The sequence below is a fragment of the Streptomyces subrutilus genome (assembly GCF_001746425.1).
Classification (GTDB): Bacteria; Actinomycetota; Actinomycetes; order Streptomycetales; family Streptomycetaceae; genus Streptomyces; species Streptomyces subrutilus_A.
This window is the reverse complement of sequence record NZ_CM007204.1, coordinates 15,123-34,257: the sequence shown is the minus strand read 5'-3', so window position 1 is coordinate 34,257 and position 19,135 is coordinate 15,123. Positions and strand designations below refer to the sequence as shown.

25 protein-coding genes are annotated in these 19,135 nt (G+C 68.2%); 21 read left to right on the top strand and 4 right to left on the bottom strand.

The window, feature by feature from the left end:
* The first annotated feature begins 11 nt into the window (after window positions 1-11).
* The 7 genes from BGK67_RS00845 (at window position 12) to BGK67_RS00815 (ending at window position 8,266) form a co-directional block, all read left to right on the top strand.
* Window positions 12-1,151 (top strand): hypothetical protein, encoded by a 1,140-nt coding sequence (locus tag BGK67_RS00845; protein WP_069918050.1) that lies wholly within the window; start codon window positions 12-14, stop codon window positions 1,149-1,151.
* A gap of 624 nt (window positions 1,152-1,775) precedes the next feature.
* The gene (locus BGK67_RS00840; protein WP_069918049.1) at window positions 1,776-2,186 is read left to right on the top strand and encodes a DUF6211 family protein; all 411 of its coding nucleotides are present in this window, start codon (window positions 1,776-1,778) and stop codon (window positions 2,184-2,186) included.
* The gene (locus BGK67_RS00835; RefSeq protein WP_141753966.1) at window positions 2,173-3,039 is read left to right on the top strand and encodes a hypothetical protein; all 867 of its coding nucleotides are present in this window, start codon (window positions 2,173-2,175) and stop codon (window positions 3,037-3,039) included. The genes BGK67_RS00840 and BGK67_RS00835 overlap by 14 nt, the downstream gene beginning before the upstream one ends.
* A gap of 6 nt (window positions 3,040-3,045) precedes the next feature.
* The gene (locus BGK67_RS00830) at window positions 3,046-3,756 is read left to right on the top strand and encodes a hypothetical protein (RefSeq protein WP_069918047.1); all 711 of its coding nucleotides are present in this window, start codon (window positions 3,046-3,048) and stop codon (window positions 3,754-3,756) included.
* Window positions 3,757-4,087: 331 nt separating this feature from the next.
* The gene (locus BGK67_RS00825; protein ID WP_079153899.1) at window positions 4,088-5,077 is read left to right on the top strand and encodes a ParA family protein; all 990 of its coding nucleotides are present in this window, start codon (window positions 4,088-4,090) and stop codon (window positions 5,075-5,077) included.
* A 302-nt stretch (window positions 5,078-5,379) separates the two neighbouring features.
* Window positions 5,380-5,805 carry a hypothetical protein gene (locus BGK67_RS00820; protein WP_069918046.1) on the top strand — a complete coding sequence of 142 codons (426 nt, stop codon included), beginning with the start codon at window positions 5,380-5,382 and terminating at the stop codon, window positions 5,803-5,805.
* Between the two features lie 217 nt (window positions 5,806-6,022).
* Window positions 6,023-8,266, top strand: a complete 2,244-nt coding sequence (locus tag BGK67_RS00815) for a DUF2637 domain-containing protein (protein WP_069918045.1) — start codon at window positions 6,023-6,025, stop codon at window positions 8,264-8,266.
* 132 nt (window positions 8,267-8,398) lie between these two features.
* Here BGK67_RS00815 and BGK67_RS00810 read toward each other — a convergent pair whose 3' ends face one another.
* A complete protein-coding gene (locus BGK67_RS00810) occupies window positions 8,399-9,205 on the bottom strand; it encodes a GntR family transcriptional regulator (RefSeq protein WP_069918044.1) in 807 nt (268 codons plus the stop codon).
* Between the two features lie 255 nt (window positions 9,206-9,460).
* Here BGK67_RS00810 and BGK67_RS38565 point away from each other — a divergent pair, with 255 nt between their 5' ends.
* The 9 genes from BGK67_RS38565 (at window position 9,461) to BGK67_RS00785 (ending at window position 13,470) form a co-directional block, all read left to right on the top strand.
* Window positions 9,461-9,634, top strand: coding sequence for a hypothetical protein (locus BGK67_RS38565; protein WP_167739509.1), 174 nt, complete (start codon window positions 9,461-9,463; stop codon window positions 9,632-9,634).
* Window positions 9,634-9,771 carry a hypothetical protein gene (locus BGK67_RS38560; RefSeq protein ID WP_167739508.1) on the top strand — a complete coding sequence of 46 codons (138 nt, stop codon included), beginning with the start codon at window positions 9,634-9,636 and terminating at the stop codon, window positions 9,769-9,771. Before BGK67_RS38565 ends, BGK67_RS38560 begins: the two co-directional genes overlap by 1 nt.
* A gap of 113 nt (window positions 9,772-9,884) precedes the next feature.
* The gene (locus tag BGK67_RS38555) at window positions 9,885-10,043 is read left to right on the top strand and encodes a hypothetical protein (RefSeq protein ID WP_167739507.1); all 159 of its coding nucleotides are present in this window, start codon (window positions 9,885-9,887) and stop codon (window positions 10,041-10,043) included.
* A 9-nt stretch (window positions 10,044-10,052) separates the two neighbouring features.
* Window positions 10,053-10,199 (top strand): hypothetical protein, encoded by a 147-nt coding sequence (locus BGK67_RS38550; RefSeq protein ID WP_167739506.1) that lies wholly within the window; start codon window positions 10,053-10,055, stop codon window positions 10,197-10,199.
* 92 nt (window positions 10,200-10,291) lie between these two features.
* Window positions 10,292-10,480, top strand: coding sequence for a hypothetical protein (locus tag BGK67_RS00805; protein ID WP_069918043.1), 189 nt, complete (start codon window positions 10,292-10,294; stop codon window positions 10,478-10,480).
* Window positions 10,477-11,445 (top strand): DNA-directed RNA polymerase I subunit RPA34, encoded by a 969-nt coding sequence (locus BGK67_RS00800; RefSeq protein WP_069918042.1) that lies wholly within the window; start codon window positions 10,477-10,479, stop codon window positions 11,443-11,445. Before BGK67_RS00805 ends, BGK67_RS00800 begins: the two co-directional genes overlap by 4 nt.
* A gap of 12 nt (window positions 11,446-11,457) precedes the next feature.
* On the top strand, window positions 11,458-11,910 hold the full coding sequence (locus BGK67_RS00795) for a hypothetical protein (protein WP_244291072.1): 453 nt from the start codon (window positions 11,458-11,460) through the stop codon (window positions 11,908-11,910).
* An 86-nt stretch (window positions 11,911-11,996) separates the two neighbouring features.
* On the top strand, window positions 11,997-13,100 hold the full coding sequence (locus BGK67_RS00790; protein WP_244291071.1) for a hypothetical protein: 1,104 nt from the start codon (window positions 11,997-11,999) through the stop codon (window positions 13,098-13,100).
* 127 nt (window positions 13,101-13,227) lie between these two features.
* On the top strand, window positions 13,228-13,470 hold the full coding sequence (locus tag BGK67_RS00785; protein ID WP_069918040.1) for a hypothetical protein: 243 nt from the start codon (window positions 13,228-13,230) through the stop codon (window positions 13,468-13,470).
* Between the two features lie 78 nt (window positions 13,471-13,548).
* On the opposite strand, the gene BGK67_RS00780 is transcribed toward BGK67_RS00785, so the two are convergent.
* Together BGK67_RS00780 and BGK67_RS00775 are read right to left on the bottom strand one after the other, a co-directional pair.
* Window positions 13,549-13,761: a DUF397 domain-containing protein gene (locus BGK67_RS00780; RefSeq protein ID WP_069918039.1), complete on the bottom strand. Its 213-nt coding sequence runs from the start codon at window positions 13,759-13,761 to the stop codon at window positions 13,549-13,551.
* Between the two features lies 1 nt (window position 13,762).
* Window positions 13,763-14,644 carry a helix-turn-helix domain-containing protein gene (locus BGK67_RS00775; protein ID WP_069918038.1) on the bottom strand — a complete coding sequence of 294 codons (882 nt, stop codon included), beginning with the start codon at window positions 14,642-14,644 and terminating at the stop codon, window positions 13,763-13,765.
* A gap of 520 nt (window positions 14,645-15,164) precedes the next feature.
* Here BGK67_RS00775 and BGK67_RS00770 point away from each other — a divergent pair.
* From BGK67_RS00770 to BGK67_RS00755, 4 genes are read left to right on the top strand one after another with little or no spacing between them, the layout of a single operon-like run.
* Window positions 15,165-15,659 (top strand): hypothetical protein, encoded by a 495-nt coding sequence (locus BGK67_RS00770; protein ID WP_069918037.1) that lies wholly within the window; start codon window positions 15,165-15,167, stop codon window positions 15,657-15,659.
* A complete protein-coding gene (locus tag BGK67_RS00765) occupies window positions 15,656-16,123 on the top strand; it encodes an ATP-binding protein (protein ID WP_244291070.1) in 468 nt (155 codons plus the stop codon). The genes BGK67_RS00770 and BGK67_RS00765 overlap by 4 nt, the downstream gene beginning before the upstream one ends.
* Window positions 16,120-16,743 carry a hypothetical protein gene (locus BGK67_RS00760; protein WP_069918036.1) on the top strand — a complete coding sequence of 208 codons (624 nt, stop codon included), beginning with the start codon at window positions 16,120-16,122 and terminating at the stop codon, window positions 16,741-16,743. The genes BGK67_RS00765 and BGK67_RS00760 overlap by 4 nt, the downstream gene beginning before the upstream one ends.
* A complete protein-coding gene (locus BGK67_RS00755; RefSeq protein WP_141753965.1) occupies window positions 16,740-17,114 on the top strand; it encodes a hypothetical protein in 375 nt (124 codons plus the stop codon). The genes BGK67_RS00760 and BGK67_RS00755 overlap by 4 nt, the downstream gene beginning before the upstream one ends.
* Window positions 17,115-17,456: 342 nt before the next feature.
* On the opposite strand, the gene BGK67_RS41085 is transcribed toward BGK67_RS00755, so the two are convergent.
* Window positions 17,457-17,888, bottom strand: coding sequence for a helix-turn-helix domain-containing protein (locus BGK67_RS41085; RefSeq protein WP_079153898.1), 432 nt, complete (start codon window positions 17,886-17,888; stop codon window positions 17,457-17,459).
* 296 nt (window positions 17,889-18,184) lie between these two features.
* On the opposite strand from BGK67_RS41085, the gene BGK67_RS00750 reads away from it, so the two are divergent.
* Window positions 18,185-19,111, top strand: coding sequence for a conjugal transfer protein (locus BGK67_RS00750; RefSeq protein ID WP_069918034.1), 927 nt, complete (start codon window positions 18,185-18,187; stop codon window positions 19,109-19,111).
* Window positions 19,112-19,135: the final 24 nt, after the last annotated feature.

The following is a 19,135-nucleotide window of genomic DNA, read 5'->3' as shown; positions in this document are numbered from 1 at the left end:
AGGCCAACCCGATGACCCGCTTTTCCCTGACCTTCCCGCTCCGATCCGATCAGCTTCCCGAGCTTCGCCGAGCCGTCGACCAGGCCGACCGCCAGGCGCGCGTCCACGGCTTCGAAGGCCTCCAACTCCGCCGAGGTCCTGTCGAGCTCATGGCCTGGCCGGACTTCAACGGTGTCCCCGTCGGCACGGTGCCGCGCGAGGACGTCACGGTGACGCTCCCGCTTCTGCTCTTCCAGGGATGGGTTGTGGTCGCGGAGATCGACCACGACCCGGAGGCGGGCACCACCGTGACCGCGTTGCCGCCGTACGCCGACGAACTCGCCGGCGAGACACCGCACTGCGACGCGTGCGGTGAAGCCGGGGGTGCCCTGACCAGCTACGTGCTGCGGCACGACGACGGCCAGACCATGCAGCTGGGGACGTCGTGCACCGAGCCGTACGCCGGATTCCCCGCCGCGGTGCTGACGACCATGTGGAAACTGATCCGTTGGTGCCTGACCGTGGAGCCCTACGAGGTGGACACGGTGCCACCCGACCTGCGGATCCACGTCGATCTCGCGCTGGAGCACGCGGCCGCCCTGACAACCGTGGTCGGATACGCCAAACGCGGTGGGAAATCCCCGATGACGACCGCCGAGCAGGTGCGCCTTCTGCTGCTGGGAGGCGCGGACCGGGACGTCGCGCAGATCCTGCACCACCACCTCCGCGCCGCGGGGGACGTCGTCCCGCTGGCCGGCGCCGTGCGGGCCTGGTGCCGCGAAGGTGACGGTGGGGCCGAGGACTACCGCGGCAAACTCGCCCGCGTAGCCGAGCAGGACACGGTGGCACCCAGGGACATCGCCCTGCTGGTGTCGGCCGTCCCCATCTACATGCGCGAAGCCCAGCGTCGGCTCCGCAAAGGCGACCGTACGAGCGTTACCGTCACGGTCAGCGCGGTCAGCCCACTGCCGAGCAAGTGGGGACCGCGCAGGCTTATCAACCTCACCGACGGTGCCGGATGCCTCTACGCGTGGGAGTCGATGACCCAGCCCTTCCCTCAGGCGGGGCAGAGGCTCCAGGTCACCGGCACGGTCACGCGTCACGCAACACGTGACGGCATGGCCGAGACGTACCTCAGCCGGTGCACCATCGCGCCGGCCGCCGCGAGTTGACGGCGGGCCTCCGCCACACCCCACCCGGTGGGCGGGGGCTCCCCTCGGTCGGTCGGGCAGCTCCGCCCCACCAGGAGACTGGTGGGGGCCGCCAGGATCGCGCTCGCGCGACCGCGAAGCGGCCCGTCCTGGCGGCCCCCGCCGGGCTCCTGGTAGCCCGAAGGGTGACCGACCGACCGAGGGGAGACCCCGGTCACCCCCGCCTGAACCCCAACCACATCCAACCGGGACCAGACTGCCGAGCCCCCGACCCCTTGGGAGTAAGGGCCCCGCCGGAGGCGGTCCGTTCAGCAGGGACGGACCTACGCGACGGGAAGGAGAGAACCGACATGTGAAACCACCGCTGACCTGCCCGTCCGGAGGCGACAGCGCGCCCTGCAACCTGCGGCCGCGGCTCAGGGAGGCGTGCCGCTGTTCCAGGCCGACTTGGCGGGCGCTGGACACGAAGCAGAAAAGTAAGGCAAGATTAGTGAGGTCGAGAGGTTCGCGGACTCGACCTCACCGCTCGTGTGACCCCAGAAAATGGGGGCGGGCAGCCAGCCCAATGGCAGTAGTGCTGGCCGCCCTATGCCCCCTTGGCCCCAGGCCCTTCAACAAGCCCAATTTCCAAGGAAGGCACTATTCATGATGGTAAACGACGCAGAGATGGACACCGCACCCGCCCTCGATGACTGGATCACCCTCAACGTGGTGAACTCGGCGGGAGCCGACGCGTCGGACACCTACCGGATCGAGGACGGCCCGCTCCCCGGCGACGGCGGCTGGTTCATCGTCCTGGCGGACGAGAACTCCCCCGGAGCCAAGGACTGGGCTACGGCGATCAAGGACACCGACATCAAGCGGATCACCCGACCGATCGAGTCCGGCGTCATGCAGTGGGACTACCAGCCCCAGGAAACGATGGCTGAGCAGGCCAGTACCGACGGGGAGTCGACCGCCGAGCGCGGGCTCACCGACTCCGGTGTGGTGCTCCTGCCGCGCGCTGCAGGCCGCGATGACCGCGGGGATGCGGGAGCGAACGATGATGACCACTGAGGCCCCGCCGCGGGCACAGATCACGGAGGACACACCCATGGCCACGCTGGACGGACGCCGCGTACTGACGAGGAAGGAGCTGGCCGCCAAGCACGAGCTGAGCATTTCCCACCTGGAGACCCTGTACCGGGACCGGGAGAACAACGGCCACCCCGAAGCCGCCGGCACCATCGACCGCGAGCTGGTCTGGGAGGCCAGCGCCTGGAACCGGTGGCACAAGGGCCTCACCGGCGTGAAGGGGCTGGAGAGCCGCGAGGACCTGCTTGAACGGACCGGAGCGGGCCGCAGCACCCTCGAACTGCTCTGGAAGGAGCGGTCGAGCAACGGCCACCCCGAGCCGGAGAAGGTCGTGGGCAACACGATGTACTGGAACCCGAAGACCTGGGACGCCTGGTACGACAGCTACCGGGCCGGCCAGGCATGGCGAACGGACGTCGACTTCAGCGGTAACGCCGACGACTTGATCTCGTTGTCCGACGCTGCCCGGGTCCTGCACATGGAGCCGACGAGCATCACCAAGTACCCCGTCCGGCCGCCCAAGCACTGGCCGGCCCCGGCCGAGGAGACAAGGACGGACAAGGGCTTCATCAAGCGCAAGTACCGGCGCGGGGACATCTGGAAGTACGCGGAGCTCCGCGAGCGCGGAGGCGGGGGGCGGCCGGCCGGAACGACGACCTCCCGCCGCTTCCCGTACGACGGCGACCCCCGGCTGGCTCAGGCCCGTGCCGCGGTGGCGGCCGCGCCCGGGAGCTCCGCAGCCCAGCTGGCAGGGCAGCTGGCTCAGGAACATGGAGGAACGGCGGGGACCTGGTCCCACATCGTCCGCAGCGCACGACAGCATCTGGAGGACTGACCGCCCGTGACGATCAGCCTCACTGTCAGCGCCGAGGTCATCGACCGCGTGGGATTGCAGGAAGCCGCCGAGTTCCAGGCCCGAGTCACGACCTTCGAGTGCGTCGAATGCGGCACCGCAGGCGATGTCAGGACCGGACGGGCCGTCGTCGTTCTGCGCGCGAGCCCCGGCCTGTCGCATCTCGGTGTTGCGCACCACCGGTGCGCGGACTCGCAGGTCCGGGAGTACGAGCAGGGCGACCTGGCGCTCGCTGCTTCCACCGATCTGATTCCAAGAGCCATTGCCCTACCTGGGGTTCAAGGGATCCGGCCCGCGCTTCTGCTTGCCTACGAGGAGCAGATCACTATCACTGCCGACGGAGTCCCCTACGACGTGACCAACCTGTTGGTCGCTGAGGGCCTGCACCGTCTTCCGTCGTTGGGCAAAGTGCCGCCGGCCAGCCCGGGGTGGAGCATTCACCTCGGTCCCCACGGAGACCTCAGGGTGAACTCCCCCGACCGGCCTTTCCTCACGGCGGGGGAAGTGCTGGCCCCGCCGGCCTGGCGAGCGCTCGTCGAGCCGGTCGGCAAGGTTGCCCTCTTCGTAGGCAGCCTACGGCGAGACGTCCTGTACGCCGAGCACCCCCCGCTGGCGGCATACGGGCGGGCCATGAAAACAGGAAGCCTGGTGGCAGGCACAGTAGCCATCCTGCTACCCCAAGCACGAGGACTTGGGTAGCTATGCCTACCGCGCAGTGTGATGGCACGCTGGCCTGCCACTGTATTTGCCATTACGCATGCCATTAGGCAGCGCAGTGCAAGGGCAAGCCTGTTTGTGCAGGTCACTGCCTGCTTTGCATACTGCTGGGCATCACCTTGTGCACCCAGTGAAGCTGTCAGTTTCTTAGGCCACTGACACCTCAACGGGCCGCTCTGCAAGCACGTCTGCAGGGCGGCCCGCTGTGTTCCTCGCCGCCTCTTACGTAGTGAGCGAAGCGGAACATCCCACGGGCATCTCGGCATGCGTGCCACCATGTACGCACGCGAGCAGCGCGAGGTGGCTGCCACTGATGAAGGAGAGGGAGGAAGCAGTGACAACCCCACTAGACATCGCTGCCTATGCGGCATCGCTTGTCAACTGGTCAGAGCTGGGCCATGTCTACCTGTTCGCCAACGGCAAGGGCGGAGTCGGAAAGACCACGATCACCACGAACATCGGTGGACTGGCTGCGGCCGACGGCCTGCGCGTCCTGATCGTCGACCTGAACGTCCAGGGGAACGTGGCCGAGGACCTGGGCTACGTCGACACAGACGCAGACGACGAGGGCAAGGGTCTGCTGGCAGCAGTCGCGCTTGGGCATGCCGTCACGCCCATCCGAAACGTACGACCGAACCTCGATGTCGTACCCGGCGGTCAGTACCTTCGTCGAGTTCCGGGAGTAATCGGGTCTCCCATCGACGACATGGAGCGCGCCAAGGCGGTGCTGACGCTGGCTCGGATTCTCGAACCGGTTGCTGATCAGTACGACCTCATCCTGATCGACTCGCCGCCTGAGAATGAAGCGATGATGCAGCTTGCTCTCGGCGCTTCACGGTTCATCACAGTCCCGGTCAAGAGTGATGTATCGAGCCGAAAGAAGGGCTTGAAGGCTCTGGCCAAGGACTACAAGGCGATGCGAACGTACAACCCGTACATGACGCTGCTCGGTGCTGTGCTGTTTGCGACAGGCACCAACGCGACCGCGATCCGCAAGAAGGTCCGGGCCGACGTAGAGGCCACTCTCGGTGGTGCCGCCCCCATCTTCGACAACGTGATTCGCCACGCCGAGGCAGTCGCTGTGGACGCCCGAGAGCGCGGGAAACTGGCGTACGAACTTGAGGCCGCAGTGTCTGAGAACCCTGCCTTCTGGCAGATCCGTGCAGGTCTGGCAGACCAGAAGTCGGTGGTGACGAAGACGTCGGCTTCAGTGAGCGAGGACTTTGCTGCCCTGGCGCGTGAGCTGTTCTCGCGTGCCGCTGCCACACAGCAGGACCTGGTCGCGGAAGGGGTATGGCCGTGAGCTCTGAACAGGACGATCCCAGTTCGGTCTTCGCGCGGCCGACCAAGGACACGGTCCCATCCCGATCTGCGGGACTCGGCAGCCTTGTGCCGGGTCGTAACAGCAGGGGAGGGGCGAGTGGCAGCTCAGCCGGCCAGCAGGCGGCGACGGGCTCACCTGGCTCTGAGCCGGTGGTTCCTGGCGCATCGGTGGCCGAGGTTAGCGTTCCGGCGCCCATCCCTGTCGGGGCGGTGGTGACCCCTGAGTTGCCGCGGTCTCCTGCCCGTCCCAAGTCTGAAGAGGCTGCGGAGACGGCCCGCGAGGTGATCGAGAACGACGACGAAGCGGCCCAGGCCGACGCGGCTCTGGCGAGGAGCAAGCAGCGCACGACGCTCTACGTCTCGCCCGCGTTGCACAGAAGGTTTGAGAAGTACGTCCGCGCGAAGCGTGGCCGCACTAACACCTCTGTCGTGCTGGAGGCCGTCGCCGCAAAGCGCACCGAGACGCCCGAGATCATCAGCAAGGCCCAGGTTTCGGCGGCCGCGGGGAACGACCTGTTCCCCCAGGACCCTCGTTCCGTGCGCTACTTGGGGTCTGGGCCCGTCCAGATCCAGATTGCGCCGACCTACGCCCAGCTCCAGGTACTCGACAGGCTGACGACCGAGTACGGCTTTGAGGCGCGAGCGACCTGGATTGCTCCAGTTCTCAATGCCTTTCTGCCGGGGAAGAAGGAAGTGATCCCGGAGTGATCAAGGCTTGACATGGCAGCCCTAAATAAGGCATAATTAGGGATGACGCGGGGGATGTTTCTTCGCGCAGAACGCACGAAACCCCGGGCGCCGTAGCTTGGAGGGCTGGCGTCCGGGGTCTCTCCACCAGAGAAGAGGCTCTGATGTCTTACTTCAGTATCCCCCGCCAAATGGGTGGACGTGCGCCTTCCGGTGCACGCCTGCCGGAGGTGGGGGCATGAACGTGATCGTCCGCGTGAAGGCGGTGTCCGACTCGCTCGGAGCCCCGCCGTGGGCGGTGGCGCTCGCCGCCGCGCTCTCCGTCGTAGCCGCTTTGGCGGTCGTGACGCTGCTTCTTCGGTGGGTCGGGAAGGCTGCTGCGAGAGCGATTGCCAAGGCCCGCGAGGACGAAGATGTCGAGGGCCGGGCCCGTGTCATCGCCATGATCGACGACCGCTGGCGGACCATCGTCGGCATCTGCGGCATGAGCGTATCTATGTACGGGCTATGGGGGTTCGCCGAGGACACCGCGGGACTCCCGTTGGTGCTCAGGATCTTCTTCATCGCGATTTTTGACGGCGCGGAAATCGGCTTGATGTTGGGCCTCGCCCGGTCGTTGGCCGCACAGGAGCAGCCGCGATGGACCGAGGGCATGATCCGTTCCCGTCGCATGGCGTGGGGGCTGGTGGCCATCTCGGCGGCCGCGAACTGGGTGCACGCTCCCGAAGGGGGCGGGCTGTGGGCGAAGATCGCCCTCGCTGGTGTCCCCGTGGTCTCGGTCAAGCTGCTCGAACACGGCCTTGACCTCCGCATCGCGGAACTGACCAAGGCGGAAGAGGAAGACGGTGTCCGCCCCGGCCCGTTGCGGCTGTGCGTGCTGCTGTGGCGTCAGGTCTGGATCGCGCTGTTCGCGTGGCTGGGCCTGGACGCCACCTCTACGACCAGCGAGACCTCCCGCCGGCTGCTGGCCCAGCGCGCCGCCCGCGCGGTCATCGACCTGGCCCGAGCGCAGAAGCGTGCTGACCGTAGGTACCGCTTCACCTGGAGGAAGTCCCTCGCGGACTGGAAGGTCGAACAGCAGACCGCTGACACGGCGGTGGCTCTGGACCGTGCCGACGCACCCGTCGACGTGGACCAGGCTCTGGCGGTCGTCCGCCGGACCATGAGCCACATGCAGGCCGGACAGCTGGGACGGCTCAACTACGAGGACGTGGACGGCGTCGTGAACACCGTCGTCTCGCTTTCGGCGCTCCAGCAGAAGGTGAGGCAGAGGCTGGAGCAGCAGCGGACCGAAGTGCAGGAAGAGCTGCGGGCCGCGGAGCGAGCGGCGGAGCAGGAGCGGGACGAAGCAGTGGAGGCCCTGGCGTCCGAGCGGGAAGAGCGGAAGCAGCTGGACGCGGAGCGGGAGCAGGAGCGCGAGCGCTTCGAGGAGCTCACGCGGCAGCTTCGCGAGCAGGTCGAAGCGGCGCAGGCTGATCGGGAAGCGGCGAAGCGCGAAGCAGCCGAGCAGATCAAGGTGCTCCGTGAAGCGGGTGAGCAGAGTGCGACGCTCGCGGCAGAGGACCGCCAGGCCGAGCGTGAAGCGGCCGAGCAGCGCTCCAAGCGCGATGCGAAGCGGCTGGACGACGCGGTCGAGCAGATTCGAGCAGAAGCGAAGCAGCAGCTGACGGAGCAGGCCGAGCGGGGAGCGGTCGAGCAGAAGCGCTTCGAGCAGGAGTTGAAGCGGCTCCGCGCCGAAGCGGAGCGGGCGAAGAGCGAAGCGGTCGAGCGCGCTGAGCGGGAAGCAGCCGAGCGGGGAGCGGCCGAGCAGAAGCGCTTCGAGCAGGAGTTGAAGCGGCTCCGCGCCGAAGCGGAGCGGGCGAAGAGCGAAGCGGTCGAGCGCGCCGAGCGGGAAGCAGCCGAGAAGCTGGCCGCTGATCGGGCCGAAGCGGAGAAGGCTCTCGCCGCCGAGCAGGAGCAGGCGAAGCAGCTCCGTGCGGAGCTCGAAGCGAAGCAGGCGAATCCTGAGCCGGCCGAGCAGACGGAGCAGTCGGAGGATGCGCCGCGAGCGGAGAAGCAGGGCGGAGCGGGTGTGAGGGCTCTGTCGGCTGGTGGCAACAAGGGGTCGCTGAAGGAGCGGTTCATCCTTCGCGTCCACGAGCTGTGTGAGCAGGGCGACCACCGGCTGCTCGGCGACAGGGTCACCCCGCGGACCCGTACTGAGGTGGCGTACCAGCTGCAGGCGGAGTTGGGTCTCGGTTCGCAGGGCACGGCCCGTACGTACATGAACGACGCGATGGAGCTCTGGGAGGCCAAGGCCAGGGTGCCGGGCCAGAAGGTGGCCCCGGAGGCGCTGGAGGGGCAGCGGAAGGCTCCGGAGGGGGCGGTGAAGGTCGTCGTCGGGCCGCGGCGCGACACGTTCGGGCGCCCGGTCGAGGATGTCGAGAAGGTGGCCCCGCCGGTTTCGCGAAAGCTCCGGCGGAGGTCGAAGGCTGCCCGCTGAGGCGGCTGTAGAGCGGCCTACCGGCCCCTTCCGAGGGGCCGGTAGGCCGGTAGGTAGGTCACCGGTAGATGTCTCTGACCTGCGCATCTACCGGTAGGCGAGTAGTGACCGCCAGCGGCAGGGGAGCGCGGCTCAGGCGCCCGCGGTCCACTGGTAGGAGAGAGACCAGAGGCTGGCTGGCAGGACCGTGACGGTCACCGCGACGACGCGGCCCCCAGCCCAGGCGGTCTGAGTCAGGTGGATCACGCGGTTGTCCACGTCGATCCCCAGGAACTCGGCTTCTTCGTCGCTGGGTGCGCGGACCAGGACGGTTTCGACGAACTCGGTCGGCCGGTGCCCCAGTTTGGCAAGACGACCCCGGACCCCCATCGGTCCGGGGTCGTGGTGTTCCAGGGCGGTGCCGCCCGCGATGTCGAGCGGCAGGTACGTGCAGATCAGCTCGACCGGTGTTCCCGGGTCGGCCGGCGGGGCCTCGGCCGCTGCGGCGTACACCCGGGTCTCGCAGGCTAGGGCCTGCTTCGCGCTCTGCTTCCGTCCGAGCAGCAGGGCAACGTCCTGCGGGGGCCGCTCCGTGCGTACGGAGGGAAAGCGGCGGGCGACGAGCCCCATGGTCCGCAGCTCCGCGTCGACTGCTTCGCGCGTGCCGTCTGCTTCGCCGCCGCTCTGCTTGTCGAGCAGAGCGCCGGAGCGCCGCGTGATCCGCTCCAGGATGCGGGAGACGAACGCCCCGCTCCCCTTCCGCGTCGTCAGCAGGCCCTCGGCGGCGACGGTCCGCACGGCCCGCTCCACCGTTCCCCGGTTTGTGCCCAGGTCGCCGGCCAGGACCGCCGCGGCGGGGAGGCGCTCACCGCGCGGATAGGTGCCGTCCCCGATCCCGTCGCGCAGCAGCTGGGCGACGCGGCGGAACTCGGAGGTGGCGGACGGCCGGGCTTCTGTCATGAGCAGAGGGTAAGGCTCCACGCCAGGTTGCTCAATCTCCAATGGAACTTACTTGACCTCCATTGGAGGTTGGCGTTTACTGGTGGAACACCGCAAGCGCGTCAACGCGCAGGCTGCGGTGCCCCCTTGCACGACAACGGCCCTGCCGGTGCGCATGCACCAAACAGGGCCGGAAGAACTCCGGGGCGGCCCCCACCTTCCACAGCAGATGGCCACCCCGGTCCCTATCCCGACGCACGGAACAGGACCACCATCATGGCATTGCGCACGAGCATCCCCCAGTCCGAGCTGCGCGAGAAGCTCAGCCCCGAGCAGCGGGAGAGCGGCCCGGTCTACCGCGGATCGCAGGGCGGGTGGGTTCAGGACTCCCCCCGCCCCGTCGCCGGCACGCCGAACGGCACCAACGGCCGACTGGGCCAGAGCAGCTGATGAGCCGCCACACGGCCCCGGTGTGCCACGGCCGGATGAAGCTCGATGTCAAGACGCGCCAGTACGTCTGCCGCTGCGGCAACTGGACCACCCGGTTCGTCACCAAGACGGTCGAGCTGATCCGGGGCGTCCGGTGAGCAACGACGAACGCCGCCCCGCCGCCGCCCCGCGCGAGCAGGCCCGCAGCAACTAGCCGACCTACAGCTGGGCGGCCCGGCCACAGGCCGGGCCGCCCAGCGGGAGGAGCGCCATGTACGCGCTGCACCTGGTCCTCACGCTCCTGTACTCCGCCTCCACCGTCGGCTCCGCCCTCGCGCTCAGCGCCCGGCCCGACGGCCGGAAGGCCCTCGCCTGCAGCACCGCTCTGGTCGTCGCGTTCGCCGTGGCGCTGGGCAGTGCCCGTACCTGAAGGACTCCCGTGCTTCATCTTCTGCTCGGCGCCGGGGTGGTCATAGCCGCTGCGATCCACCTCCACAGGCCGAGGAACCGGTCCATCCGAATCGCCAAGGACGCCGTGACCATCGTGACGGTCGTGACGATCCTGGCCCTCTGGAGCCACCTGTGAGCCTCCTGAGGCCCGTGATGCGCGGGCTCCGTCGCACCAGACGCACTTCGCGACCGGAGCAACAGGAGCAACCGGCAGCAACCGAAGGCAACTTGGTTCACCTTCCGGGCACCGGGCCCTCGCGCTCTGATGTTGACCGCAGGGCGCCGGAGCTGCCGCCCGGCTTCACCCGGGAGGCGAAGCAGGTCCATGAGGACCCCGCCCAGCCCGGTCTCGACGAACTCCGTATCCAGCGGCTGATGACGGCCGCGATCAACCGCTGGGGGTGGCTGGCCCGATGACGACGAACACCGAGCAGTCGGAGGCCGAGGCGCCCGCCGCAGCGGAGCCGCCCCCGGTCCGCGACGTCACGGACTTCCTCGCGGACCTCGATGCCGTCCTGGCCGACGCGACCGACACGGCGACCCCGGCGGCCGCAGAACCGGTTGCAGACCCCGAGCCGCTGCCGGAGCCCGAGCCCGTGCATGTCCCGGCGCCGGCCCCGGCCCCCGCCGTGACGCGCACTCGGGAAAAGGAGTGGTGGGAGAACGTCTACAACGACGACCGGTCCGACCTGGACACCCACACCGGCAACCGCCTGAATCCGCCGAAGCCGGTCGAGCCGCCATCCGCGCCGGAGACGGTGCCCGTCGACGACCCGAACGAAGAGGCAGAGCCGGAAGACGAGGTCGACCCGGAGGGCGAGGCCGAGCCGGACACCGAGGTCGAGGTCGAGGAACCGGCACGGAAGAAGTCGAAGAAGCAGAGGAAGGCGGAGGCGGCGGAGGCCGCCGCCGTCGAGGAGACGTCCGCCACCAGGCCGTGGCACGCGCCGCCACGCCGGGACGAGGCGGTGTTCCTGAACGAGAAGGGCCGCCGGGTCATCTTCGCCGGGACCGCGTACGGCTTGGGCTGGGGCACGGGTCTCTACCACCTGGCCATCCAGGTCATGGACGGAGCAACCCAGTACGCCACACCGGTGGCAGCCGTCTCGCTCGGGCTCGGCGTGCTCGGTCTCGCCAGCCGGTCGAAGTTCGGCGGAATCGTCTTCGTCGGCTCCCTCGGCCTGATCACCGCGCTCCAGATGGTCGATCCCGCCTACATCATCGGCGGCGGTCTGGCCATCGGCCTGCAGAGCCTCTACCGCTGCTTCCGCCGGTGGATGGGCCCGCACGCCGCGACGTGGCCGTGGGCCGCCGTCGCCTGGATCGCCCATGTCCCCGCAGCGACGGCGACCGTCGCCCTTGTCCTGTACCGAACGAACTGAAAGGCCGAAGTCGTGTTCACCTTCGCAGCCCCCGCGGCGGCACCCAGTGGGGGCTTCGCGATCCTGGGGACCGTGGGATTCACCGGCGGGGCCCTGGTCATGACCGTGGTCCTGATCCTGGGCATCCGAGGCAACGGAAAGATCAAGTTCAACCACACTTCGGCCGTCGTGATGGGCTTCATCACCGGCCAGCTGTACGCGATGGCAGGCCAGTTCGGGGCCTTCGCGGGCGACATGAGCAAGGGCTTGTCGCAGGCGATCCAGCAGGGCGTCGGGCAGGGCGGCACGATCGGCGCGGGCGCAATCGCGCTGATCATGTGCGCGCTCATGTACGGCACGAAGCTGAAGCGGACGCCGGGCGTGGTCCTGGGCATCTTGTCGCCGCCCATCTTCACCGCAGCCGGCGGCGGCTTCGCCATCGTCACCACGCTCCTGTCGTCCGCTCTGACCACGGTGGTGGGCTGACGATGGCCGTGAACCTGATGCCGGACCCGGGCGAGGAGGACCTGGACTCCGCGGACGCGGGCGAGCTGGTGGTTCTCGACGGGGCGATGGACGACGAAGGCGCGGCGGCCCACCCGTCGCGCCTTCGGGCGTTGTGGGAGCGGATCCGGGAGGAGGTGAAGGAGGCCGACATCGACCCGCAGGCGCCGCGCGTGCGCTCCCTGACGGTCCCGGCGCTCGGCCCCTACCTTGTCGGGCGAGGCGGGCTGGCCGCCGTGAAGGTGGGCGCCGTGATCATCTTCCGAGGGGCCTGGACACTGATCCGCCGAGGCTGGGTGCTGGGGATCGCGGCCGTACGCAAGGCCAGGAGCGAGGGGCCCCAGGCCCCCGCGCCCTCCCAGAACGAGAAGGACGGAGGGGAGGCCAAGGCGCCGGCGAAAGGAGCGAAGACCCCCGCGAAGAAGGGCAAGGGCCGGAGGGCGAAGGCCGCCCCCCGCAAGGAGAAGGTCACCGCCGACCTGTTCTTCGGCTACGTGCTGGCCGCCGGGCTGGGGCTGCTGTTCGTGACGTACAACGTGCTCCCGGCCATCTTCGCAGTGGGGGCCGGGCTCGCGTCCTGGGTTGTGGGCCACCCTGTGATCGTTTTGCAGGCTGCGGGGTTCGGCACGATCATCTTCGTGCCGATCGCGTGGATCGTCGGGGCAGTTGCCGGGATCCCCGAAGATCACGAAAACGAAGATCGCGACAGGGGAGCGGACCCCGCAGCAAGCGAAGCGGAATCTCCCCATGATCAAAAAATGGCTCGGGGGAGCGGGATGGGGGAAGCGGAATCGGACGGTGGGGAAGTGGCAGTCCTCTCCCCCGAGGAGCGAGCTGAGCAGGCCCGAATCCGAACGTACGAGTGGGTCCGGGCGAGCCTGAAAACTCGGGGGAATGGCACCGCCGTTCACCTCCGTGAGCTCCTGATCGACGTGCAGAAGGAGGAGGGGAGAGAGGGGGTGACCATGGCCGAGTTGAGGGCCGGTCTGGAGGCTCACGGCATCACCGTCAAGGACCAGGTGAAGGCCCCCGCATCGGACAAGGAGGGGGCCACCCGTAACCGCCCCGGTGTGCACCGCGACGACCTTCCTCAGGGCTTCACTCCCCTGCCCACCCCGGGGTCCAACCTGATCCGCCTACTACCGACCTACCAGGGCTCTGACCAGCAATAACTACCAATGGCCTACCGGCCCCCTACCGCCTGCGGTAGGGGGCCTACCGGGCTTCTGCGACGGTTCGGTCCGCAGCCGGCACCCAGGCCGTGCCGGTCGAATGGTCTGACAAGAAGGGAGCAGTTCCGTGGCGTCCACGTACTGGTGCGGAGTCTGCCGGACCACGTATCCGATCGGGCCGGAAGGGCGGGATGCCGTCCGCGACATGCACCGCAGGGAGAACCACGGTGGTGGCGTCCCGGAGGGCGAGCGATTCGATCCCGACGGGCCGGACGGGATCCTCACCGGCCGTCATGTACTCCTGGGCCTGGTGGCGCTGGTGATGCTGGCGGTTGCGGCCAGAGCCTTCGGATTTGAGCTCATGGGGTAGCGCCCGCAGGAAGAAACGGAACCGGCCCGGCAGGACATCCTGCCGGGCCGGTTCTGGGTCGGACTGTCCCAGAGCCTGTCAGGGGGTGGCTTCGCCGACGAAGTCGAGGAAGGCGTTCCACGAAGTCCTGCCGAAGACGAAGGTGCCTGCGACCGGATCCTTCGAGTCCCGTACGGCCATCGCGTCGGCATCGTCCAGGACGAGCGCCTGGACGCAGTTACCCCCCTGGTTGTCGCTGTAGCTGGACGTGAACCAGTTCTCCGCGGTGGACAGGTCGTCGGCCAGGGCCATGTCAGTGCTCCTTGATTGCTTCTTCGATCATCTTCACGGACTCGTTGTGCCCCGGAGCCGCTGTCTGCAGGTCGGTAAAAGCCTGTTCATACCGGGCGGTCTCGGCTTGCTTGCGGAGAAGCCAGTTGTCCGCCAGGTTCTCCAGATAGACGACTGGCTGGAACGGCACGTCCTCGCCGAACCGCAGGATCGTGAACGATCCGTTCATCCCCGGATGCGCGCCGAGCTCGAACGGCACCACCTGGATCCGCACGGTCCCGAGACTGGCGAGGTCCACGATGTGCTCCAGCTGTTTGCGCATCACCTGCCGCCCGCCGACCCGTCGGCGGAGAACGGCCTCGTTCATGATCGCGTCCAGCTGAAGGGGTCGCTCGGTGCGGTGCAGGGCTTCCTGGCGAGTCATATGGACCGCGATGCGCTTTCCGATCTCCTCTTCGTCTTGGCGGCCCGGCTGCGTGCTGAGAATGGCGTGGCAGTACCCCTCCTCCTGGAGAAGGCCCGGCACGTACTCGTTCTCATAGGTCTTGGCCTGTCGGCCGACCGCTTCCGCGCCGAGGTAGGCCTTGAAGCCCGGAGGGATGGCCGGCGCCAGGTCGCGCTTCTGCCACCAGTCCTTCTTCGTCTTCGTCACGGTCGCGTACCCGATGAGGGTGTCCCGGAGCTCGTCGTCGGCCCCGTAGATGGTGCACAACGCCATCACATCCGCAGGTTCCACAACGCCGTTCTCCGCGTACTCCAGGCGGTTGATCTTCGACGGACTTACCACGAGTTGGTTGGCGACGGCTGCCGCGCTGAGGTCTGCGGCCTTGCGCAGTGCGCGCAGCTCGATGGCCAGTTGGAGGCGGCACAGTGCTGGCGCGGCCGATCCTGCTTCGTCACTCATCGGCACATCCCTTCGTGAAGCCCAGTCTGTCGGTCGCCCTTCTGCCAGAGCAAGGAATCTTCTGCACCAGCGCGGTGAATTCTGCCAGCTCGTGAAGACCTGTCAGGCCTGCTTCCCTGCACGTGAGTTCGGGCGGCAATCCTTCGTGCAGAATTCTGCACGAAGGGTTTCCACCGTATCGAATCTGGTGGCATGCTGAACGTGTCAGCACACAGCGCGCCCACTCCGCGACTCTTTGTGATCTTGCTGGGTGGCGCGGGCCGCGCGTACCGACCGGGAGGACCCGGATGCCTGCCACTGAAGAGGGACCGCCGACAACGACGCCCGCGGGACGTCGGTTTCTGATCCCGGTGAGTCCGGAGGTCTTACGGAAACTGCACGGCCGTCAGTGCGTTGAGTGCGATGAGCCCGGCGGTGAGCTGGTTCCTGCCGGTGAAGCGTGTTCCGTCGCAACACCGGAGGGCGAGGGCCTGATCGAGTGGTCTGTCAGGGCCCACGCCGCGTGCATCGGGAGGCTGGCGTGACCGCGCTCGCCGAGGCCGACGTGGCGGCCTGGTTCATGGAGGCCCACCCGGCTCCCGAACGTCTGGAAGCCGAGTGGCGCGAGCGGCCGTTCTGGACCGCGCAGCTGCCGGTCGACAAGGTCTGGAGTGTCGTCGCGATGCCGACCGATCTCGGAGTCGACGTGTTCAGCATCCTGGACACCATGCTCGGAGCGTGGCAGGCGCCCGTGCTCGTTGACCGCCTCCACCGGCGCTACTACTTCTTCACCGAGCCGGATCCGGTTGGGGTGGGGGAGTCGAGGGACGTATGGACCCTCAGCCCCCGAACCTGGCTGACCGTGCCTCACCCGATACACGGACCGTACGACTGCCGCACCGTCTGGCGCCGTCCTCCCTGGCGGGAGCGTTCGCTCCTTTCGGTGGCCGATCTCGCCAACGCGATCCGGCTGGCTGGCCCCGCTCACCGCTACCGCCGTGAAGCCGCAGGCCCAGGGACGAGGAGCGCAAGGTGAAGGAGCACGAGCGGCAGGCGATGACGTTCTCCCCCGCGGACAGCACCTCCCTGAAGCCGCGCAGCCGTACCTACTCGCTGCCGGGCGGCACCACCGCCCCCGCCCTCGCGCGCCGGCATGTCCGGGCGTACCTGGGGGCGTGGCGGATCCCGGCGGCCGCGGTGGACGACGCGGCGACGATCGCCTCCGAGCTGACCACCAACGCGATCGACCACACCGAATCTCCGTTCGTGGAGGTCGAGATCGGCCTCTTCCCCGGCGGGGTGCGGATCGCCGTACGCGACAGCGGCCCCCGCCCGGACACCCCGCTTACCGAAATCGCGGAGCTCGCCGAGGGCGGACTCTCCGAACGCGGTCGCGGACTTGGGATCGTGCGTGCCCTGGCCACCTGCTGGGGAGCCGAGCCGACGAGCGGAACGGGCCTGCGGGTCTGGGCGGCCATCGACCAGGAGGCGCGGTCATGACGGTTGTGTACCCGTCCCGACCCGTCTTCCAGCGACTCGATGCCAACGAGATCCGGCTGATCGAGCTCACCGGCGCGGGCAGGACCAGGGCCGAGACCTGCCGCGAGCTGGGCTGGCGGCTCAGCAACTGGCACTACCGGACGGCCCGCTTAGCCGGGAAGCTGCACAGCCCCACCCAGGCCCTGACCGGACTGGTGTACCGCGCGCTGGTCTCGGGCCAGGTCCAAGCGCCCCAGCTCTTCGTCAGCCGGCCACGGCTGGAGCAGCGGCAGCTCGTGGTGCTGCACGGGGTGGCGCAGGGGCGCCCGCTCACCAGGGTGGCCGAGGACCAGCAGATGGAGGACTGGGACCTGACCCCCATCGCCCTCTCCATGCGCCAGGCGCTTGGAGCGGCGACCTACCCGCAGGCCGTCTGGATCAGCTGGCAGTACCGGCTGATCACCGAGGAGGCACCGGGCTTACCGACGGACGACACCCGGTCGTCCTCGCAGATCACCGCGTCGGACCACCTGCGACGCCCCCCGTCGCAGCGGCCGACGAGGCCGGTGGGCACGTCATCGCCCACCTCACCGCCCCCGGCCGCGGGCGTCCCCCCGCGCAGCCGGCCGGGGGCGGCATGACCAGCACCGCCGTTGCACTCCTCCCCGTACCGGCGGTGAGCGTGAGGGCGCCCCACCCGTTCGCGTGCACGTGGGGCGCTCGGTTCATCCGTGACGGCGACGTGGTCGAGGTTCCCTTCGGGTGCAGCGGCCCCCTCATCGCCGAAGACGTGGCGGATGCGCTCGCCTGGATGATCGGCCGTGCGCAGGAGATGATCGACGCGCTAGAGGACGAGTACGCTGCCGTCGCCGAGGACACCCTGGCGCGGATGGACACCTTGGAGTTCCAGGCATTCGCGGGGGACCGCCTCCTGGCCGGGCGTCGGCTGGTGGTCGAGATCGCCACCCCGGGAGTCACCTTCGAGCTGACCGTCGAACCCCAGACGGCCTGAGGCCTCGCCAGGCTCGCCGGACAACACCGAGCCGGAACCGAGGGGCTCCTTCGGCGCGAAAGGTGGCGCCACAGCACCGGTCACCACGACTTCGTGATCCAGCACAGCAAAGCCCCTGGGTGGGACGGAACAACTCCCTTTCTCAGGGGCGTAGTTGTGCCCGAAGCCTTCACCGCCACTGCGGACACGGCAGCAGGCCGCAGCCAGTAGCCGGACGAGACTCCCCGTCCCCAAGATCAACACGAAACGGTCATCAAGGGTGATCATTGGGCGAAGTTGATCAAGTGTTATTAATAGGAATTAGTAGCGCGGAATTTACTGGCGGTTTATCGACAAAGTCATTTAGAGGTCACGCCGGAAACGGGCACTCCTTCGGATGGTCTGTTCGCTCGCATTCAGGGCCGATTTCAGTATCGGAACCCAGCGATTCGGCAGACTCTGACGGCCTGTTTCAACGTTGCAATACGTTGCCGCGGTCACCCCGACGATGCGGGCGAGGTCGTTCTGGGTCAGGCCCCGAGCTTTGCGCAGCTCCCGTAACGTGCGCTCGCCCCGAGGGCCTTCCAGCAGGTCGGATGGGTCAACCCCTAGAGCCAGGGCGAGTTTGAGCAGGTGGCTTGGACTCGGGCGCTGATCCCTGGTCTCCCACATGGATACGGCACTGCGGGAACACCCCACAGCGCTTGCCAGTTGTTCCTGCGGGATGGCGCGGAGCTCGCGCAACTCGCGTACGAGCCATCCCTTCAGGCGCCTTGCATCTGCCCCCGGTCGCATGGCGTCGCACTCTACTCGCTGCGATACATATTTTTTTGACGTTCCGTAACCGACGGCGTACTGTCCAGATCCATTCGGGCCTACGTGGGGAAGGTCATCAGGGGATGAGTACGTTCAAGTCGGTTATGCGGAAGATCCTCAATCTGCCCGAGCCCCGAGAGCCCGCAGACGCATCTGAACCGTCCAGGCAGAAGCAGCGGAAGCCCGAACCGGTCTCGGTGCCGGCTGGCGCCGCGCGTTGGGTCGAGGCCGGGCAGCGAGTCCAGGGGGAGCGGGTCGAGGCCGCAGACGTTGCTGTGGAGCCGCCGCAAACGCGGAAGTCCACCGCGCCGTGGACGGTCGAGGAAGAGCGCAGCGGTACCAAGTTCATGGTCAAGTTCGGCCGGGTCGTGCTGTGGTCCGTGGTGGGGCTCGCCGCGATCACGGGCGTCCGTTCGTGGGTCTCGCCCGATAAGGCGCCCCAGCAGGCACCGGTGCAGGTGCAGCAACCGGAGGCCTATCCCGTCCAGGATGCCCAGGCCGTGGCCAGCCGGTTCGCGGTTTCCTACCTGACGTTCGACGAGGCAGCGCCGCAGGCACGTGCCACTGCCCTGGCCCGCGACCTGCCCAAGGGCCGGGACGCGATCGCGGGCTGGAACTCCAAGGGGAAGCAGAGCGTCGCCCAGGTCATCCCGGGCGCGGTCACCGACCTCGGCGGCAAGCGCGCTCGCGTGCACGTGGAGGTCCTGGTCAACGCCCCCGCCGAACCCGCCAAGGACAACCTGCCCGCCAAGCCGGCGGAGCAGAAATGGGTTGGCCTGGAAGTGCCGGTCTTCCAGACGTCCGGCCGGATCGTGGTCACGGGCCAGCCTGGAATCGTGGGTGTGCCGACGAGCGGCCCCACGGTCACGGAGCAGCGGTTGGTGACCAGCGATCTGAAGCTGTCCGCGCTGACCAAGCCCGTCATCGACGGCTTCTTCGCCGAGTACGGCAAGGGAGAGGTCGAGTCCGTGACGGCGCCGGGCGCCGTGGTCGCTCCGCTGCCGACCGGCATGACGCTCAAGAGCGTGCAGAGCTGGACCGTTGACCAGGGCTCTGGAGGAGACCGGACGGGGACAGCGGTCGTGATCTGGCAGTTCTCCGGTGCGGAGCTCGAAATGACCTACCGGGTGCAGCTGACCCGGGTTGCCTCGGCCGCGGCCGAGCGCTGGCAGGTCGCCGATGTGCGCGGCGGCCTGTCCTGATCTGCCAGCAGCACGACCATCACG

What these genes read in the sequence shown, in the direction of transcription:
- BGK67_RS00845 (WP_069918050.1), top strand. Translation starts at nt 12, where the DNA reads ATGACCCGCTTTTCCCTGACCTTCCCGCTCCGATCCGATCAGCTTCCC.
- BGK67_RS00840 (WP_069918049.1), top strand. Translation starts at nt 1,776, where the DNA reads ATGATGGTAAACGACGCAGAGATGGACACCGCACCCGCCCTCGATGAC.
- BGK67_RS00835 (WP_141753966.1), top strand. Translation starts at nt 2,173, where the DNA reads ATGATGACCACTGAGGCCCCGCCGCGGGCACAGATCACGGAGGACACA.
- BGK67_RS00825 (WP_079153899.1), top strand. Translation starts at nt 4,088, where the DNA reads ATGAAGGAGAGGGAGGAAGCAGTGACAACCCCACTAGACATCGCTGCC.
- BGK67_RS00815 (WP_069918045.1), top strand. Translation starts at nt 6,023, where the DNA reads ATGAACGTGATCGTCCGCGTGAAGGCGGTGTCCGACTCGCTCGGAGCC.
- BGK67_RS00810 (WP_069918044.1), bottom strand. Translation starts at nt 9,205, where the DNA reads ATGACAGAAGCCCGGCCGTCCGCCACCTCCGAGTTCCGCCGCGTCGCC.
- BGK67_RS38565 (WP_167739509.1), top strand. Translation starts at nt 9,461, where the DNA reads ATGGCATTGCGCACGAGCATCCCCCAGTCCGAGCTGCGCGAGAAGCTC.
- BGK67_RS38560 (WP_167739508.1), top strand. Translation starts at nt 9,634, where the DNA reads ATGAGCCGCCACACGGCCCCGGTGTGCCACGGCCGGATGAAGCTCGAT.
- BGK67_RS38555 (WP_167739507.1), top strand. Translation starts at nt 9,885, where the DNA reads ATGTACGCGCTGCACCTGGTCCTCACGCTCCTGTACTCCGCCTCCACC.
- BGK67_RS00800 (WP_069918042.1), top strand. Translation starts at nt 10,477, where the DNA reads ATGACGACGAACACCGAGCAGTCGGAGGCCGAGGCGCCCGCCGCAGCG.
- BGK67_RS00790 (WP_244291071.1), top strand. Translation starts at nt 11,997, where the DNA reads ATGGACGACGAAGGCGCGGCGGCCCACCCGTCGCGCCTTCGGGCGTTG.
- BGK67_RS00780 (WP_069918039.1), bottom strand. Translation starts at nt 13,761, where the DNA reads ATGGCCCTGGCCGACGACCTGTCCACCGCGGAGAACTGGTTCACGTCC.
- BGK67_RS00775 (WP_069918038.1), bottom strand. Translation starts at nt 14,644, where the DNA reads ATGAGTGACGAAGCAGGATCGGCCGCGCCAGCACTGTGCCGCCTCCAA.
- BGK67_RS00760 (WP_069918036.1), top strand. Translation starts at nt 16,120, where the DNA reads ATGACGGTTGTGTACCCGTCCCGACCCGTCTTCCAGCGACTCGATGCC.
- BGK67_RS00755 (WP_141753965.1), top strand. Translation starts at nt 16,740, where the DNA reads ATGACCAGCACCGCCGTTGCACTCCTCCCCGTACCGGCGGTGAGCGTG.
- BGK67_RS41085 (WP_079153898.1), bottom strand. Translation starts at nt 17,888, where the DNA reads ATGCGACCGGGGGCAGATGCAAGGCGCCTGAAGGGATGGCTCGTACGC.